Source organism: Microterricola gilva (assembly GCF_004217495.1).
Classification (GTDB): domain Bacteria; phylum Actinomycetota; class Actinomycetes; order Actinomycetales; family Microbacteriaceae; genus Microterricola; species Microterricola gilva.
In genome coordinates this window covers 2,943,612-2,959,731 of the sequence record NZ_SHLC01000001.1, presented here as the reverse complement: position 1 = coordinate 2,959,731, position 16,120 = coordinate 2,943,612, and the positions used below count along the sequence as shown (strand labels likewise).

At 69.5% G+C, this 16,120-nt stretch carries 19 protein-coding genes; 11 read left to right on the top strand and 8 right to left on the bottom strand.

Annotated elements, in window-relative coordinates; all coding sequences use genetic code 11:
* Nucleotides 1–12: 12 nt before the first annotated feature.
* Nucleotides 13–348, bottom strand: coding sequence for a DUF7882 family protein (locus EV379_RS13720; RefSeq protein WP_130506629.1), 336 nt, complete (start codon nucleotides 346–348; stop codon nucleotides 13–15).
* A 135-nt stretch (nucleotides 349–483) separates the two neighbouring features.
* On the opposite strand from EV379_RS13720, the gene EV379_RS13715 reads away from it, so the two are divergent.
* Nucleotides 484–807, top strand: a complete 324-nt coding sequence (locus EV379_RS13715) for a DUF7882 family protein (protein WP_130506628.1) — start codon at nucleotides 484–486, stop codon at nucleotides 805–807.
* Here the strand turns inward: EV379_RS13715 and EV379_RS13710 are convergent.
* Nucleotides 804–1,244, bottom strand: coding sequence for a hypothetical protein (locus tag EV379_RS13710; RefSeq protein WP_130506627.1), 441 nt, complete (start codon nucleotides 1,242–1,244; stop codon nucleotides 804–806). The two genes, EV379_RS13715 and EV379_RS13710, sit on opposite strands and share 4 nt — an antisense overlap.
* A 428-nt stretch (nucleotides 1,245–1,672) precedes the next feature.
* On the opposite strand from EV379_RS13710, the gene EV379_RS13705 reads away from it, so the two are divergent.
* The 4 genes from EV379_RS13705 (at nucleotide 1,673) to EV379_RS13695 (ending at nucleotide 3,642) form a co-directional block, all read left to right on the top strand.
* Nucleotides 1,673–2,206, top strand: a complete 534-nt coding sequence (locus tag EV379_RS13705) for a DUF892 family protein (RefSeq protein WP_165397371.1) — start codon at nucleotides 1,673–1,675, stop codon at nucleotides 2,204–2,206.
* Nucleotides 2,203–2,367 (top strand): hypothetical protein, encoded by a 165-nt coding sequence (locus EV379_RS17255; protein WP_165397370.1) that lies wholly within the window; start codon nucleotides 2,203–2,205, stop codon nucleotides 2,365–2,367. The genes EV379_RS13705 and EV379_RS17255 overlap by 4 nt, the downstream gene beginning before the upstream one ends.
* 48 nt (nucleotides 2,368–2,415) lie before the next feature.
* Nucleotides 2,416–2,931 carry a DUF6328 family protein gene (locus EV379_RS13700; RefSeq protein WP_130506625.1) on the top strand — a complete coding sequence of 172 codons (516 nt, stop codon included), beginning with the start codon at nucleotides 2,416–2,418 and terminating at the stop codon, nucleotides 2,929–2,931.
* Nucleotides 2,932–2,994: 63 nt separating this feature from the next.
* Nucleotides 2,995–3,642: a TetR/AcrR family transcriptional regulator gene (locus EV379_RS13695; protein WP_242616386.1), complete on the top strand. Its 648-nt coding sequence runs from the start codon at nucleotides 2,995–2,997 to the stop codon at nucleotides 3,640–3,642.
* Here the strand turns inward: EV379_RS13695 and ectB are convergent.
* A complete protein-coding gene (ectB, locus tag EV379_RS13690; protein ID WP_130506624.1) occupies nucleotides 3,639–4,904 on the bottom strand; it encodes a diaminobutyrate--2-oxoglutarate transaminase in 1,266 nt (421 codons plus the stop codon). The genes EV379_RS13695 and ectB overlap by 4 nt on opposite strands.
* A 190-nt stretch (nucleotides 4,905–5,094) precedes the next feature.
* On the opposite strand from ectB, the gene EV379_RS13685 reads away from it, so the two are divergent.
* Nucleotides 5,095–5,373 carry a hypothetical protein gene (locus EV379_RS13685; RefSeq protein WP_130506623.1) on the top strand — a complete coding sequence of 93 codons (279 nt, stop codon included), beginning with the start codon at nucleotides 5,095–5,097 and terminating at the stop codon, nucleotides 5,371–5,373.
* A gap of 10 nt (nucleotides 5,374–5,383) precedes the next feature.
* Here EV379_RS13685 and EV379_RS13680 read toward each other — a convergent pair whose 3' ends face one another.
* Nucleotides 5,384–5,941 carry a TetR/AcrR family transcriptional regulator gene (locus EV379_RS13680; RefSeq protein WP_130506622.1) on the bottom strand — a complete coding sequence of 186 codons (558 nt, stop codon included), beginning with the start codon at nucleotides 5,939–5,941 and terminating at the stop codon, nucleotides 5,384–5,386.
* A 141-nt stretch (nucleotides 5,942–6,082) separates the two neighbouring features.
* Here EV379_RS13680 and EV379_RS13675 point away from each other — a divergent pair, with 141 nt between their 5' ends.
* Nucleotides 6,083–7,096 carry an SDR family NAD(P)-dependent oxidoreductase gene (locus EV379_RS13675; RefSeq protein ID WP_130506621.1) on the top strand — a complete coding sequence of 338 codons (1,014 nt, stop codon included), beginning with the start codon at nucleotides 6,083–6,085 and terminating at the stop codon, nucleotides 7,094–7,096.
* Nucleotides 7,097–7,147: 51 nt separating this feature from the next.
* On the top strand, nucleotides 7,148–8,128 hold the full coding sequence (locus EV379_RS13670; RefSeq protein ID WP_130506620.1) for an oxygenase MpaB family protein: 981 nt from the start codon (nucleotides 7,148–7,150) through the stop codon (nucleotides 8,126–8,128).
* On the opposite strand, the gene EV379_RS13665 is transcribed toward EV379_RS13670, so the two are convergent.
* Complete coding sequence (locus EV379_RS13665; RefSeq protein WP_130507489.1) at nucleotides 8,085–8,657, bottom strand: GNAT family N-acetyltransferase; 573 nt, start codon at nucleotides 8,655–8,657, stop codon at nucleotides 8,085–8,087. The two genes, EV379_RS13670 and EV379_RS13665, sit on opposite strands and share 44 nt — an antisense overlap.
* Before the next feature lie 19 nt (nucleotides 8,658–8,676).
* On the bottom strand, nucleotides 8,677–9,276 hold the full coding sequence (locus EV379_RS13660; protein ID WP_130506619.1) for a class I SAM-dependent methyltransferase: 600 nt from the start codon (nucleotides 9,274–9,276) through the stop codon (nucleotides 8,677–8,679).
* A gap of 199 nt (nucleotides 9,277–9,475) precedes the next feature.
* Between EV379_RS13660 and EV379_RS13655 the strand changes: the two genes are divergently transcribed.
* From EV379_RS13655 to EV379_RS13645, 3 genes are all read left to right on the top strand, one after another.
* Nucleotides 9,476–12,052, top strand: a complete 2,577-nt coding sequence (locus tag EV379_RS13655) for an ATP-dependent Clp protease ATP-binding subunit (protein WP_130506618.1) — start codon at nucleotides 9,476–9,478, stop codon at nucleotides 12,050–12,052.
* A 142-nt stretch (nucleotides 12,053–12,194) separates the two neighbouring features.
* Complete coding sequence (locus tag EV379_RS13650) at nucleotides 12,195–12,992, top strand: CPBP family intramembrane glutamic endopeptidase (protein ID WP_130506617.1); 798 nt, start codon at nucleotides 12,195–12,197, stop codon at nucleotides 12,990–12,992.
* 85 nt (nucleotides 12,993–13,077) lie between these two features.
* Nucleotides 13,078–13,518, top strand: coding sequence for a VOC family protein (locus tag EV379_RS13645; protein ID WP_130506616.1), 441 nt, complete (start codon nucleotides 13,078–13,080; stop codon nucleotides 13,516–13,518).
* Between the two features lies 1 nt (nucleotide 13,519).
* Here EV379_RS13645 and EV379_RS13640 read toward each other — a convergent pair whose 3' ends face one another.
* Nucleotides 13,520–14,266, bottom strand: a complete 747-nt coding sequence (locus EV379_RS13640) for an EI24 domain-containing protein (RefSeq protein ID WP_242616385.1) — start codon at nucleotides 14,264–14,266, stop codon at nucleotides 13,520–13,522.
* Nucleotides 14,267–14,275: 9 nt separating this feature from the next.
* A complete protein-coding gene (locus tag EV379_RS13635) occupies nucleotides 14,276–16,111 on the bottom strand; it encodes a YhgE/Pip family protein (protein WP_130506615.1) in 1,836 nt (611 codons plus the stop codon).
* Nucleotides 16,112–16,120: the final 9 nt, after the last annotated feature.

The following is a 16,120-nucleotide window of genomic DNA, read 5'->3' as shown; positions in this document are numbered from 1 at the left end:
GCAGTGCCGACGCTAGCCGAGCGAGCTCGGGTGCTCGCGCACATACGCCTCCGCTTCTGCCTCCGGAAGCACGATCATGCCGCGGTCGCTCACTGAGGTGAGTTCCAGCGCGCGAATCCAGACGGGGTTCAGCGTCGGCGAGGTGTTGCCAAGGAAGTGGAACTGCAACGGAATGGCCGGCGACAGCCACAGGCTCACCCGCCCCGATCCGCTGGCGGCCGGCACCACCCAGCTGAGGTAGAACGATTCCTGGCGTCTGAGCTTGCCGCCGATGGCAGCCTTCACATGGGAGAGCGTACGGTCCTCCATCGGGTATGACGTCTCTGCGCCATAGATCAGTTCGCCCATGCACACAGCTTGCGATAGCCGGATGGACTTTGCAAGATGCGCTGACGTCGCCTGCGCCCCGTGCTCCGCCCGGCACTGTCACACCCGTTGCGGCAGGCGCTGGTCTTCTGCGGAGCACGAGCGCATGCTGGGGTCATGGGGCAACTCGTCTATGCAGTCTCGCCCCCGTTCGACTTCGATGACCGGGTGCTCTCCCACGTGAAGATCGTGGTCGGGGCCAAGCTGCGTCGCAAGGAGTCGTTCTACCTCGGGTGGACGGTGCCGAGCGCGAAGGGCTCCGGCAGAATCGCGATCTGGATCTCGCCGTCGATTCCGCTGCAGTTCCGCTTCCGGAGCGCCGCGCCTGGGGAGATCAACCGGGTGTGGATTCGGGCGATGGAACTGTCGGCGATGGGCGAGGGCGGAATGCTCGTGATCGACGAGGACGATGCCGAGGAGTACGTGCGTCAGCACGCCTAGAGAGCCTCAAACCTTTCCACGGTCGCCCTCCACTCTCGCGATCCCCGCACCTCCCGCTCCACCTGGCGCTTGAAGTCCCTGAGGTCCGTGTTCACGTGCACCCCGTCGAGCAGGATCAAGGGAACGTAGCTCTCGGCCGTGTCCTCGCGCTGCCACTCCACCGAGATCGCGATTCGTGTGCGCTGTTCTCCGAGCGATTCGAATGTCACCTCGCCGCGCGGAGCGGCGCCAACCACGTTCGAGAGATCGGTCATTCGCGAGAGCTCGGCGGCTGCGGCGGCGGCCCCGCGAGTGCTCGGCACGCCGTTGACCAGCACGGTCCACTGAGTCGCCTGGGCGGATACCGGCTGAGGGCTCGCTCCATCTGGCGCGCCGACACGCTGCCAGAATTCGACGGTGCTGTCGATGCTGGCATCCACGTCGATGGTCGTCGACACCCGGCTCTTCATCGCTCTCCCGACCCGCCCCAACTCCTCGGCCTGACAACCCCACGGTAGGTCGGAGCGGGCCGGACCGATACGGGCTTGAACCGCCGCGCGCGGTTGTGGTACCCGCGCTGTGTCGGCGAGCGGCACCGGCATCTCGCTCGCGCGGACGGCGGTGCGCCCATGGAGATATTCGGCTGTCAAGCCCCTCGCTCCCGCCCGGACACCGTTGTAGCGTGCTGTCACGCCTCGGTGCCGCCATTTCCGAGGCGAGGAAGCGTGGCCGGGTTTCCGGTGGGCATTTCGGTGCCGGCTCCCGTGCGGCGGCCCCCTCGAATCATGCGTCCCATCGGAGGGGCCGCCCGTACTCTGCGGCGCGACCAGGCACCGGCCGGGTCGCTGTGGCTCGGCTGGTGAGCGAGGGATCGGGGTGGATGATCATGTTTGAGCGTTTCGAGAGCCAGCGTGACGTGTACGGATACCGGCTCGGCGCGACGCTCACGATGGAACACGACTGGCTCGGAATTCTGCCGCTGCTGATCGACTCCGCCCGCTCCGATGAGGTCGAGGACTTCTTTGAGTATCGCGCGGCGCAGACCCGCCACCAGATCGAGGAACTCAACGGCCTGTTCGAAATGTTGGACCTTGCGCCGGCGCAGTATCCGTCACCGGCGTCGAGCGCACTGGTGCGATCGGAGACAGCGTTCCTCGGCAAGTGCGCGCCCGAGCTGCGCGAAGGTGCGGCCGTGGCATCCGCGATGATGCTCGACGGCGTCCGGCTGGCGGCGTACACGATCCTCTACGACGCCTTGCCCGGTGATGTTCACCCGATGGCACGGGTCAAGGTCGAGAGTCTGCTCGCGGATGTGCGGCGCGCACACGGCGAGCTCAAGACCGTGCTGCGGACAGTCGGGAGCCGAATGCCGGGGACGGCGGCCGGCAGCCCCGAATCGAGTGAGGGAGCGGCATCGTGAGCGATGAGCGCGAACGGCCGCGCGAGGCGGCCGAGCAGTCCGAGACACGCAGACGTGACGCCGAGGAGCGTGAGGGGGCCGAGATCAATGAGCTCGACGCCGACAATGAGGTCGAGCAGGACACGATCGAGACGGTCGACCCCGACAACCCGCCGGCGTAGCCGGCACGAGCGCAGCGAAGCGGCGCGCTCGCCTATGGGGGAGCGCTGATGAGTGAGTCGGCCGCGGCCAGGGCTGCGGATGCCGCAGGCGCGGGGGAGAGCGAGAAGGAACGCCTCGACCGAAACTGGAACGAGCTGCTCCAGGAGCTCCGGGTCGTGCAGACCGGAACGCAGATCATCACCGGCTTCCTGCTGACCGCAGTGTTCCAGTCGCGCTTCGAGGAACTGGACACGTTCCAGCTTGCCACGTACCTCCTGCTCGTCGCCACGTCGATCCTGACGACGATCGCCGGTCTCGCACCCGTGAGCCTGCACCGCTACCTCTTCAGGAGGAGGGCGAAGGACAAGGTCCTGGCCCACGCGGACCGCTTCGCCCAGCTGACGCTCATCGGCGTCGCCGTCACCGTCGTCGGGATCGGAATGCTCATCTTCGACTTCGTGCTCGGCCGTTTCTGGGGGATCGCGGCGGCCGTGGTGATCGCCATCGTGTTGATCGCGGTCTGGGTCCTCGTGCCGGTGCGGGTGCGTGCCGCCGACCGTCCCGAGCACACGCCCCAAAATTGACTTTGCGTCATCTTTACGGCCCGCCGTCGTGACGGGCGCCGCGGATGCTGAGAAGATGAAGCTATGTCAATGCAACGACCTCCCGCCGCACGCCCCGAGGGGCTCAGGGAGCGCAAGCGTCGAGCGACGGAGAACGCGATCGAACTTGCGGCGGTCGAACTCGCGCTCGAGAAGGGCCTCGCTGAGGTCACGGTCGCCGAGATCTGCGAGCTTGCAAAGATCTCACGCAGCACCTTCTTCAACTACATGCCCAACCGTGATGCGGCGATCATGGGCCGCCCGATCGCGCTGGTGCCCCGCGAGCTCGCGTTCGCCCTGCTGGACGATGCCGACGGCAACGTCCCGCTCGGCCTGCTGCGCATCACGGTCGCATCGATCGGGCACAACGGGGTCAACGCACCCGTTGCCGCCGGCCGTCGGCGCCTCGTGAGTGAGCAGCCGGATGCCGCCAGGCTGCAGCACGCGACGCTGGGCGAGCTGCGGACCGCGCTGCTCGAGCTGACCGTCGAATGGCTGGGCGCGCGACCGGAAGGGCGCGCGCTGCCGGACATCGCCGTGCAGCGCGAGGCCCTGCTGCTCGTCGGCATCGCAGGCACCGCCGCCGAGGTGCTGATCGAGGAGTGGGCCAACGCCGACGGCGAGCTGCAGATCTCGGAGCAGAGCTTCCACACCGCGATCGCCGAACTCGGCGCGGTGCTGCACCGCGGCTAGCGGGCGCGCACCGCCGCGAGGCTCTCGCGCACGATGGCCAGGCCGCGCAGCAGCTCGTCATCGCTGATGGTGAGGGCCGGCAGGAACTTGAGCACCTCGTCGCGGGCGCCGGAGGTCTCGATCACGAGTCCGCGCTCGAAGGCCGCGGCAGAGACCGCGCCGGCGAGCTCGGGGTGTGACGTCGAGGCGATGCCGTACATGAGGCCGCGGCCGCGCACCTCGAAGGCGATCTCGGGGTTCTCGGCGGCGATGGCCACCAGCTCGCCACGCAGCAGCTCCGATTTGCGGGTGACCTCATCGGTGAACACCGAGTCGGCCCAGTAGGCGTCGAGCGCGGCCCGCGCGGTGATGAATGCGAGGTTGTTGCCGCGGAACGTTCCGGTGTGTGCACCCGGCTGCCAGACATCGACCTCGCGGCGCATCAGCACGAGCGACATGGGCAGGCCGGACGCCGAGATCGACTTCGACACCGTGACGATGTCGGGAACGATGCCGGCATCCTCGAAGCTGAAGAAGGCACCGGTGCGGCCGGTTCCGGCCTGGATGTCGTCGACGATGAGCAGGATGCCGCGCTCGTGCGTGATCGCGCGGAGGCGCTGCAGCCACGCGGCGCTCGCCACGTTGATGCCGCCCTCGCCCTGCACGGCTTCGACGATGACGGCTGCTGGCAGGTCCAGACCGCTGCCGGTGTCATCGAGCATCTTCTCGAACAGGTCGAGCGTGTCGATGTCGGCGCCGAGGTAGCCGTCGTACGGCAGGCGGGTCACGTTGTCGAGCGAGGTGCCTGCGGCGTCCCGGTACTTCTTGTTGCCGGTCGCCGCGAGCGCGCCCATGCTCAGGCCGTGGAAGCCGTTGGTGAAGGCGACGACGTTGCTGCGGCCGGTTGCCTGGCGGGCCACCTTGAGCGCGGCCTCGACGGCGTTGGCGCCGGTCGGGCCGGTGAACTGGATCTTGTAGTCGAGCCCGCGGGGCGCGAGGATGCGGGCCTCGAAGGCCTCGAGGAACGCCTTCTTGGCGCTCGTGGCCATGTCGAGGCCGTGGATGATGCCGTCGCGCTGCAGGTACTCGATGAGGGCCTGCGTGAAGATCGGGTTGTTGTGACCGTAGTTGAGCACGCCGGCGCCGGCGAAGAAGTCGAGGTACTCGCGCCCGTCCTCGGTGCTGAGCACCGAGCCGCTCGCCGAGTCGAAGACCACGGGGAAGGAGCGGATGTACCCGCGCACCTCTGATTCGATGCGGTCGAAAATGTCGAGGTCGCTCATAGCTTCACTTCCTGTGGATCGGTTGGTCGCCGGTCTTATCGTGCTCATTGCTGGTCTGCCCGATAAGCCTAACGAGTCGAGGCTGTGCTTCCGGTGTGGCGCGAGGCGTGGGCAGAGAAGTGATTGCGCGCGCCTCAAAGCTGGCGCAGGCTGGGGGAATCACGTTGGACCGCCGAGAAAGGGGCAGGCCATGCCGTACGCGAAGCCGGGCAAGCACGAGAAACTCGAGCACAGGGGCCGCGAGTTCACGCTCGACAAGGACGAGTCTGGGAACTGGCAGATCACGGATGCCGCAGGCACCCACTACGGGTGGATCGAGGTGATCACGCGGCACGGTGCCGACCACGACCCCGTCTACAACGGCTACCTCGTCGGTCACCCGACCTTCTCCCACTTCGGCTCGGACTGGCGAGGCATCACGGGGTCGCTGGTGAACGACTTCGACGGTGAGCACCGATTCGCGGAGTGAAGCGGCTGATTCAGTCCAGCTGGCCGGGGCCGACGAGCACGCGCCACACCCACTCGGCCGCGGTCTCGACCGCTGGGCGGGGTTCCCTGGACAGCCACGTCTCGATCACGGCGAGTACGGACCCGGCGATGCCAGCACCCACGACGTCGAGGGGAACGCCCTCGAAGGCTCGTGACCCGGATTCGAGCACGCCGGCGCTGGCGGCGCTCGCGAACCGTGCGCGGAGCCTGGCGGATGCGACGGAGGAGCCACGCTCGCCGAGCACGATCCGGTAGAGCTCCGCATTCGTCTCGAAGTGCGCCAGGTAGGCCACGAAGTCGGCTGGGGCGTGCACGGGGAGACCGCCGTCGAAGCTGGGAACACGGGCGCCAGCCTGCAGCTCGGCGGCATCGAGCGCGTCAGCCAGCAGGGTCTCCTTGTCGGAGTAGTGCTGGTAGAAGCTGCTGCGGTTCACCCCGGCCCGGGCGGCGATGTCGCCGACCGTGATCTCGTCGAGCGCCCGCTCGCGGGCGAGCTCAAGCAGCGCCTGCTGCAGGCTGCTGCGTGTGCGCTCGACTCGGGTGTCCATGCCCCAAGTCTGGCAGCGATTCGCGCGTCCCGCTGCCAGTTTGCCGACAGTTGTCGGATTTCCGCCAGAAGTCGGTTACTCTGGCGGCACAGAGGCAGAGCTCCGGCCACGATGGGCGGAGCGGGACGAAAGGACTCTCAGATGGCAACGGATCCGAAGCCGCTCACCGGCAACAGCACCATCGGCGAATGGCTCGCCCACCCCGCGGGTGGCCCGGCGGTGAAGGGTCTGCTCGCGGCATCCGGTGCCAGCGAGGAGTCGCTCGCCCCGGTCCTCGGCCTGCCGCTGCAGCAGCTCGTGGCGCTCAGCCAGGGGCAGATGCCGCAGTCGGTCATCGACGATCTGGTGAAGTCGGTCAACGGCGGAGTGATTCCGGAGACCGAGGCCACCGGATGGCAGGAGAAGGTCACCTCGGGGCGCTTCTCCGGCAAGACCGTCGTCGTCACCGGGGCGGCCTCCGGCATCGGCCGGGCCACCGCGAGCCGCATCGCACGGGAAGGCGGCCGCGTCGTGGCCGTCGACATCTCGGCCGAGAAGCTCGCCGAGTTCGCCGCGTCGATCCCCGGCGCCGAGATCGTGACCGTCGCAGGCGACATCACGAAGCAGGAGTCGGTCGACGCGATCATCGCCGCTGCCGGCGAGCGCATCGACGGCCTCGCCAATGTGGCCGGCATCAACGACGACTTCTCGCCGCTGCACGAGACGAGCGACGCGATGTGGGACCGCGTGATCGGGGTCAACGTGACCGGCACCTTCAAGCTCACGCGCGGTGTGCTCCCCGCGATGATGGCAGCAGGAGCCGGTTCCGTGGTGAACGTCTCCAGCGAGGCCGGACTGCGCGGCAATGCCTCCGGCAACGCGTACACCGCTTCCAAGCACGCGGTCATCGGCCTCACCCGCAGCGCCGCCTTCATGTACGGCCCGCACGGCATCCGCGTGAACGCGGTCGCGCCGGGTGGGGTCGCCACCGGCATCCCGTTCCCCCCGCACGTTTCTGAGGCCGGCCAGGCACGCCTGCAGCCGTTCCAGTCGGCGATCCCCTCGCTGGCGACCGCCGAGCAGCTCGCCGCGTCGATCACCTTCCTGCTCAGCGATGACGGAGTGAACATCAACGGCGCGACGTTGCCGTCCGACGGCGGCTGGTCGGTGCAGTAGACCGCGCCGATTACTCTCCCCGGCCGCCGCATTCAGGCGTAGCGTCGTGCCATGGACGGCGAGAAGCGAGCCGATGGCGCGGCTGTGCGCTGGCGGCCGGGACGAAGCGGTCGGCGGCGGCCACCGGCGTGGACGCGGGCGCTCGCCGAGGGCGAGGATGCCGGCTTCTTCGGCCCGGGCAGCGCGGTGTGGGCGGTCAACGGCTCGCTGACGACGTTGGTCGCCGGCATTCGGGCCCTGCTCCTGCAGTCGCTGCACCCCGGCGCGATGGCCGGCGTGCACGACTGGTCGCACTACCGCGACGACCCGCTCGCGCGGCTTGACGGCACCGTGCGCTGGGTCGCGACCGTGACATTCGGCGACACACGCAGTGCCACGGCGGCATCCGCGTTCGTCTCCCGTCTGCACGAGCACGTCACCGGCAGCTATGTCGACGCCCGCGGTGTCGAGCGGCCGTACGCGGCGAACGACGAGGAGCTGCTGCGCTGGGTGCATGACGCATTCACCGAGGCATTTCTCGGCGCCCATCTGATCTGGGGTGGGCCGATCCCGGGCGACGGTGATGCCTATGTGCGGGAGTGGGCCCAGGCCGGCAGGCTCATGGGTGTGCGGCGACCGCCGCAGAGCGTCGCCGAACTGCGTGCCGAGATGGCGGGGTTCCTGGTCGATGCGAAGCCGGACGCGCGGGTGGCGGAGGCCGTGCGGTTCCTCCGCAGGCCGGGGCTGCCAGGCATGACCGGGCGGCTGTACCCGATTCTCTTCGGGGGTGCGGTGGCTTCGCTCGACGCCGGCAGCCGATCGTTGCTCGGCCTGCGCCGGCCGTGGTGGCCCGCGATCACGATGACGAGGGCGTTCCTCGTGCTGGGTCGGCGCGTGCTCGGCCCGGTTTCGCCGAGCGAGCAGAACGCGCGAGCCAGGGTGGCGCGGCTCGGCGCAGATCCGGCCAATGCAGATCCGATCGGCGCAGATCCGGTCAACGCACATCCGGTCAACGCAGATCGAGCCGCATCAGCACGCGAGGAAAACCGTTGAGCACGGAGTCGGTGTCCGCAGCCTTCGCGAAGCCGGCCCGCTCGAAGAGCGCCATGGTGCCAACGTAGGCCATCGTGAGATCGACCTTCTCGCCCCGGTTGTCGACGGGGTAGGCCTCGATCGCCGGAGCACCGCGCTCCCTGGCGAAGGCCACGGCGCCAGCGACGAGTTCGTGTGAGATGCCCGTTCCGCGGTGCCCCGGCCGCACGCGCAGGCACCAGATCGACCAGACGTCGAGCTCGTCGACGTGCGGAATCTTGCGGTTGCGGGCGAATCCGGTGTCGGCCCGTCGGTGCACACCGGCCCAGCCGACGACCTCGTCGCCGTCGTAGGCGAGCACCCCGGGCGGGGGATCCTCCCCGCACAGTTCCCGCACGCGCTCGCCGCGGGCCGGGCCGTGCAGCGCGAGGTTCTCCTTCGACGGGATCCGATAGCTCAGACACCAGCAGACATTCGCATCCGGCCGCTTCGGGCCCACCATCGCGCGCACGTCGTCGAACACGCTCGCCGCGCGCACCTCGATCGCCACGGACACGGCCTCCTGGTCGTCAGTCGGCGGCGTGGCCGTCGAAGAGGTGGGTGGGAACCGGGCCGAACGGGGCGGAGCGCACGCGCAGCCGCCGTCGATCATCTGCCTCGAAGCCTGCGGCGGCGAGGAGCGCAGCCGCATCACGATCCCAGTGGCAACCGTGGCAGAATCGGGCGGAGAACGGCGTCGCGACACGCTGCACCGCCCGCTTCAGCGTCCCCGGCGGGGCGACGACATGGTCGATGAAGACGACGCGGCCGCCGGGAACGAGCACGCGTCGCACCTCGGCGAGGGCGACGGCCGGATCGCTGACCGAGCAGAGCACGAAGGTGCCGACGACGGCATCGACCGAGTCGTCCGGCAGGGGTATCGACTCGCAGCGTGCGTCGAGCGGCACGGCGGCGTGGCCCCACTCCTTGGCGCGGGTGGCCAGCTCGCTGCGGCGCGCGGCATCCGGTTCGAGGCCGATCCAGAGCACATCCGGGTGCAGGGCGCCGAAGTTGACGCCCTCACCCGCGCCGATCTCGAGCACGCGCCCGCGCAGCCGCGAGACGAACTCGCGTTCGAGCTCTTCCAGTTCGTCATCGCCGACGAGGGCCGGCGCGGGCTCGGCGGTCATGTGTGCGATCGCATCGCGAGAATGGACATGGTCTCCCCTTCTCGAACCCCGGTGACCACTCTGCCACCGCCGCGCGGTCGAGGCAATGCGCTCGGCGCACAGGCCATTCACAGCCCGGAGGGGCTCTGGGCAGGAATACTCCCGCGCCGCCAGCGTTGAAGTTGAGCGTAAGGCACTCAAGTTTGACCAGGGAGGTTTCGTGCCCGAGAACTTCACCCCAGATGGCGGCAACTCGTTCGACGAGTTCCTCGCCCGTTACCTCGATGGCGAGCGGGCGCGCTCCGCGCGGTCGATCGACCTCAGCAAGTTCCTGACCGCGAGCACCCAGCAGATCCTGGCCGCGGCCGGGCGCTTCGCGCTCGAGCGGGGCCAGAACGAGCTCGACGCGCTGCACATCCTGCGCGTCATCATCGACGAGGATGCCGCCCGCGCGGCCGTCTCACGTCTCGGCGTCGATCCGGGCGCCATCGCCGCGGCCGCCGAGAAGCGCCTGCCGCAGGCCTCCGAGCATGCCGCGACGCGGCCGCCGGCCATCACGCCCTCCGCCCAGCGTGCGCTCTTCCACGCCTACCAGGTGGCGCGCGCGTCCGGCTCGACGTACATCGAACCCGAGCACCTCTTCTTCGCCCTCGTGCTCAACCAGGATTCCCCGGCCGGCCAGGTGCTCGCCCACGCCGGCGTCACCGCTGAGGCGCTGACCCAGGGCATGCGCGAGACCGTCGACGCCGGCGGAGCGGCGACGGCCGGCGAGCAGGAGGAGGAGCAGTCGGCATCCGACACCCCGATGCTCGACAAGTTCGGCACCGATCTCACCGAGCTGGCCCGCAGCGGTCGGCTTGACCCCGTGATCGGACGTGCGGACGAGATCGAGCAGACCATCGAGATCCTCAGCCGCCGCACCAAGAACAACCCGGTGCTCGTCGGAGAGGCCGGCGTCGGCAAGACCGCGATCGTCGAGGGCCTGGCCCGGGCGATCGTCGACGGCTCCGTGCCTGCACAGCTGCGGGGCAAGCGCGTCATCGCGCTCGATCTGCCCGGCATGCTCGCTGGAACGCGCTACCGCGGCGATTTCGAGGAACGCCTCACCAAGGCCATCGACGAGATCGCCGGCCACAGCTCCGAGATCATCGTCTTCATCGACGAGGTGCACACGGTCGTCGGCGCGGGCGGGGCTGGCGAGGGCGGCATGGATGCCGGAAACATCCTGAAGCCGCGGCTTGCCCGAGGCGAACTCCACCTCGTCGGCGCCACGACGCTCGCCGAGTACCGCACGATCGAGAAGGACTCGGCGCTGGAGCGCCGCTTCCAGCCCGTGCGCGTCGGCGAGCCGTCGATCGAGGATGCCGTGCTCATCATGCAGGGGCTCCGCCCCGCGTACGAGGAGCACCACGGCGTGCGCTTCACGGATGCCGCGCTGCGCGCCTCCGTCGAGCTCTCGGCCCGCTACCTCAGCGACCGCGTGCTGCCGGACAAGGCGATCGACCTGATCGACCAGGCCGGCGCCCGGCTTCGGCTCCGTCTCGGCTCCACGCAGGACGTCTCTGCGCTGATCGAGCGCCTCGCCGTGCTCGAGGCGGACAAGAACGCGGCCGTCTCGGCCGAGCACTACGAGCGGGCCTCGCAGCTCCGTGACGAGATCGTGGCCGTGCAGCGGCTGCTCGACGACGCGACCGCCCCTGGCGGGCCTGGAATCGATGCCGTCGCGTCGTCTGCCACAGTCGACGAGAGGGAGATCGCCGAGGTGATCGCCCGTGCGACGGGAATCCCCGTCAGCCGTCTCACCGAGGGCGAGCGCGATCGGCTCGCGGCGCTCGAGGGCGAACTGCACGAACGTGTGATCGGACAGGACGACGCGGTGACCGCCGTCGCCAAGGCCGTCCGTCGCAGCCGCACCGGAATGGGGGACGCGAACCGCCCCGTCGGCAGCTTCCTCTTTCTCGGGCCGACTGGTGTCGGCAAGACCGAGCTGGCCAAGGCACTCGCCGGGTCGCTGTTCGCGTCCGAGGCTGCCGTCATCCGCTTCGATATGAGCGAGTTCGGCGAGCGGCACACGGTGTCGCGCCTGGTCGGTGCCCCTCCTGGCTACGTCGGCTACGACGAGGCCGGTCAGCTCACCGAGCGCGTGCGGCGCAACCCGTACTCGATCGTGCTGTTCGACGAGATCGAGAAGGCCCACCCCGACGTCTTCAACCTGCTGCTGCAGGTGCTGGACGACGGTCGCCTCACCGACGGCCAGGGGCGGACAGTCGACTTCCGCAACACCGTCGTCATCATGACGTCGAACATCGGCAGTGAGTTCCTCACGTCCCGTTCCGGGGCGATGGGCTTCGTCGGTGGCGCCGCGGACGACACGACCGGCTTCGGCTCGGCCGAGGCGCTGCGCGAGCGCGTGATGGGCAAGCTGCGCGAGGCGATGCGGCCGGAGTTCCTCAACCGCATCGACGAGATCGTGCTGTTCGGCAAGCTCGACAAGCCGCAGCTGCGGCAGATCGTCGGACTCCTGCTCGCTGCGACCGCCGAGCGGCTCGCCGCCCGCTCGATCCACATCGAGGTGACGGATGCCGCCATCGACTGGCTCGCCGAGCACGGCTACCAGCCGGAGTACGGCGCGCGGCCGCTGCGCCGGCTCATCCAGCGCGACGTCGATGACCGCATCGCCGAGCTGCTGGTGAACGGCGTGATCGGCGACGGCGGAGCGATCACCGTCGACGCGGTCGACGGTGCGCTGAGCGTGACGGATGCCGCATCCGCGCTGCCGGCGCCGCTGGCGGCCTGACCGCTCCCGCTCGCAACACGAGCAGCCACGGACCGAGACGTGCCGTCGCCCTGACAGGGCGACGGCACGCCCGGCGTTGTGCTTCGTTGAGCGTCGGCGGTCAGCGTTCTGCCAGACTTGTGCCACAACGACGGGAATGTGCATGACAACCGAGAACGCGACCCAGGCAACACCGATTCGCCCGCTGACCGACCACTCCCGCTTCGGGCGTCTCATCGAGCGCCGCGACGGCGCCGACTTCCCCTATTACAACGGGGTGCCGATTGAGCTCTCCGTTGCTCGATGGATTCTGCTCTGGATCTCCGTCGCCATTGGGCTCGTGGCACTCATGCTGTTCCCGCAGCCGAACAACGTCGTGGCGATTCTGCCGCGGGCCCTCTTCGTGGCTATCCCGCTCGCGGTGCTCGCACTGGTCGCCGGGAAGCACTGGACGGCGCTGTTCCGTCGCGTGCGCGGTGTGGATGTCGGCAACATGTTCTTCTTCGCTGGCCTCAACATCGCGATCACCGCTGCGGTGGGCGGGATCGTCTCGCTGTTCTTCCCGGTGAGTGCGAACGCTGCGGTCGCAGCGGCGGGCGAGGGTGGGGTGCTCGACACCATCGCGCTCTACCTCGGCAGCGGCATCCAGCTGCTGGGTGAGGAACTCTTCGTCGTGCTGCCGTTCCTGGCCCTCATGTACTTCCTCTTCGCCAAGGCCGGGCTCTCGCGCAAGACCGCGATCATCCTGGCGTGGCTCATCTCGGCCATCTGGTTCGGCGCGGCCCACCTTCCCACGTACGACTGGAACCTCGTGCAGGCGATCGTCGTGATCGGCTCGGCGCGGATCGCGCTGACGCTCGCCTACATCCGGACCAAGAACCTCTGGGTTTCTGTCGGTGCGCACATCATCAACGACTGGGTCTTCATCACCATCGCGGTGATCGCAGCGTCCGCCGCCTGAGCTCAGCCCTGTCGCCGCCCGCGCAACCGCTGGCTGTCACCGGGCCTCCGGCGTAGCATGACTGCCACTTATGCAAGGAGGCATCATGGCGAACCTCGTCGTGCACTTTGAGATCCACGCATCCGAACCGCAGAAGCTCATCGATTTCTACACCGAGCTGCTCGGCTGGACTTTCACCCGCTACGGCGAGATGTCGTACTGGTCGATCGACACCGGTGAGGGCGCGATCAACATGACATCCGAGCTCGGTCGGGGCATCAACGGCGGCCTCACCCAGCGCATGGGGCCGAAACCCGAGGTGGGCGCGCCCGTCAACGGAGTCAACATCGTGATCGGTGTCGACGATGTCGACGGCCTGTTCGCGAAGGGGCTCGCGCTCGGCGCCATCGAGGCGCTGCCACTCGACGACATGGAGGGCATCGGCCGCGTCGGCTACCTGCTCGACCCGGACAACAACGTCTTCGGGCTCATCTCCCCGGTGCTCTCTGACGGCACCAACGTGATGGAACGGATGGGCGGCGCGTAACTCAGACCCGCGCGACCGGCGACGCGTCGAGCGCTGCCCTGGCGAGGAACGTTGACCCGGCCACGGCAGCCGGCATGGTGAACACCGCTCCGAACGGGACCATGTAGAGCAGTTGCGTCGCAACGCCGAAGCCGAGCAGCTGCCAGCGGATGCCGCGGCGAAGCGTGCGCTGCGCCGCGCCGGGGATGGCGCGCGCCTCGAACGCCCGTGAGCTGAGCTCGACCGCCAGCAGCCGACCGGAGAACACGACGCCGAGCACGGGAGCGAGCACACCGCCGATCACGGGGACGAAACCGCTGAGCGCGACGCACACGGCGGTGAGCAGACCGGCTCCGATCAGCCAGAGCGCGCTGCGCACACCGCGCCAGAACCCGGCGCCCTCCGTCGGGCCGTCGCCGCCGAGGTCACGCTCGGCGGCCAACCAGATCCGTTCGTAGAACGGGTCGCCGACGGCGAGGGTCAGCGCCGTGAACGTCACGGCGCTGAGCACGATCGCGGTCGCGAAGAGCACCGTCCCGATTGCAGCGTTCACGATGCTCGGCCACGGCTCCGGCCACGTCTCGTCGAAGGGTGTCAGCCAGTCGACGATCGGCCCCACGTTGAAGCCGAGCGCGACGAGGCCGGCCAGCATCAGCGCGAACACGATGGCGGCCGGCACCAGCCCCAGCATCATGGCGCCGGGCCGGCGGCTCCAGAATGCGAAGCCGCGCAGCAGCAGCCCGACCCCGGACAAGAACTCTCTGACCACGCCATCAGCCTAGGCGCCCCGGTGGCGGGGGAATGTGCGGTGGCGGGCGACGCCGGCGAAGACCAGCGCGATGCCGAGCACGGTTGCGAGCGCGAGCAGCGCCACGGCGGCGAGGGCGGCCGGACCGTCGCCGGTCAGGCAGGCCAGAAGCCAGCTCAATGCTGGTGCGGTCGGGACCGCACCGGCGGTCGATGCGATCACCGGGGGAACGGAGCCGCTGAGTCCGGCCGCCAGGGCGAGCACGGCGATGAGCACAGCCACGAGGCGTCCGACCGAGCCGAGCGCCGCCGCGAGTCCCTGATTCGCGATCGCGAAGACGGCGCCGATCAGCACGCTCGCACCGGCGAAACTCATCCACGCCAGGGGCGTCGTGTTCACCGCGGTGAGCACGGCCACGGCGACGAGCGCGCCCTGGCCGGCTCCGAGCGCGGCGGTGGGGCCGAGCGAGCGCAGCGTGATCGTCCGCGACGGCACCGAGGTCAACAGCAGCCGCGTCGGCACGGCGCGGCGGGCGATGGCGATGACGAGGCCGCCGAGCCAGAGGGCGACGACGGCGAACAGCGGCACCGTCTGCACGCCAGGTGGCACGGCATCCTGATCGGCGAGCACGGGGCGCGAGACCACGGTCGTCAGCGTGCTGATGTCGCTGTCGCTGTACGTGGGGATCTGGGTGACCGCCTGCCCCAGGCCGTCGGCCAACTGGGCGGCGCCGTCGTCGAGCTGCGCGGCCCCGGCGGCGAGGCTCTGCGCGCCGGCGCTCAGCGAGTCCGCCCCGGACGCGGCCTGCCTGCTGCCGGCAGCCACCTCGGTCGCGCCGCCTGCCGATTCGTCGATGCCGGCGACGAGCGCGGGCATGGCCTGGGCCAACTGGGCATTGCCGGATGCCACCTGGCCGGCTCCCGCTGCCAGCGCCGCGGCCTGCTGATCGGCGTTCTGCAGGCGCGCGAGGGCCGCCGTCGCGCGGTCGCAGACGACGCCGGGGGTGAGACAGATCTGCGCCGTCACGGCCGCGAACTGCGCGGTGGCATCGGAGACGGCCGCGGCGAGGCTGCCGACGGCCGCGGCGACGCCGGCAGCACCTGCCGCGAGCTGCGCCGTCTGCGTCGGCAGCGGCTGCGACGCGGCGTCGAGCTGGGCGAGTCCGCTCGCGAGGGAGTCGGCGCCGGCCTCCAGGGAGTCGAGGCCGGTGCTCAGCTGACTCGCCCCATCGGCGAGGGACTGCGCGCCGCTCGACACCGAATCCGCACCGGAGACGAGGCTGGCGGCGCCGTCCGATGCATGCCCGATCTGCTCGTTGATCGTGTTGAACCCCGCGTAGACGTTGTCGAGATACTGCTCGATCAGCTGCTGGTTGACGGCCGCGGCCGCCGCCTCGGTGATGAGCTGCGTGATCGTCGGATCGAGGGCCGCCGACGCCGGGCTCGTCGCGACCTCGAACACGGCCTCCCTGGCGTCGGCTGCCGGTCCTCCGATCGAGGTCGCCGCCGCCGAGAACGACTCCGGGATCGTCACGACGGCCGCATAGCGCCCGGTGCCGAGTCCGAGCGTCGCCTCGTCGCTGTTCGTGAGCACCCAGGTGAAGTTGCTCGTCGACTCGGCAGGGTCGCTCGGCCCCTCAATGAGTCCGGCGGCGAACTGTCGCCCGAGCGGCACCGTGTTGCCGTTCACGGTGACGGGGTCGTCGTTGTTCACGATCGCGGCCGTCACCCTGTCGAGGTTCTGAGTCGGAGCGGCCAGCGCCCAGGCGAGGATCCCGCCGATGAGCAGCGGCACGGCCAGCACGCCGAGCACGGCGAGACGGCCGAGGCGCTCTGATCCGCCCGTCGCCGAGAAGGTGCGCGCCATCAGAGCCCC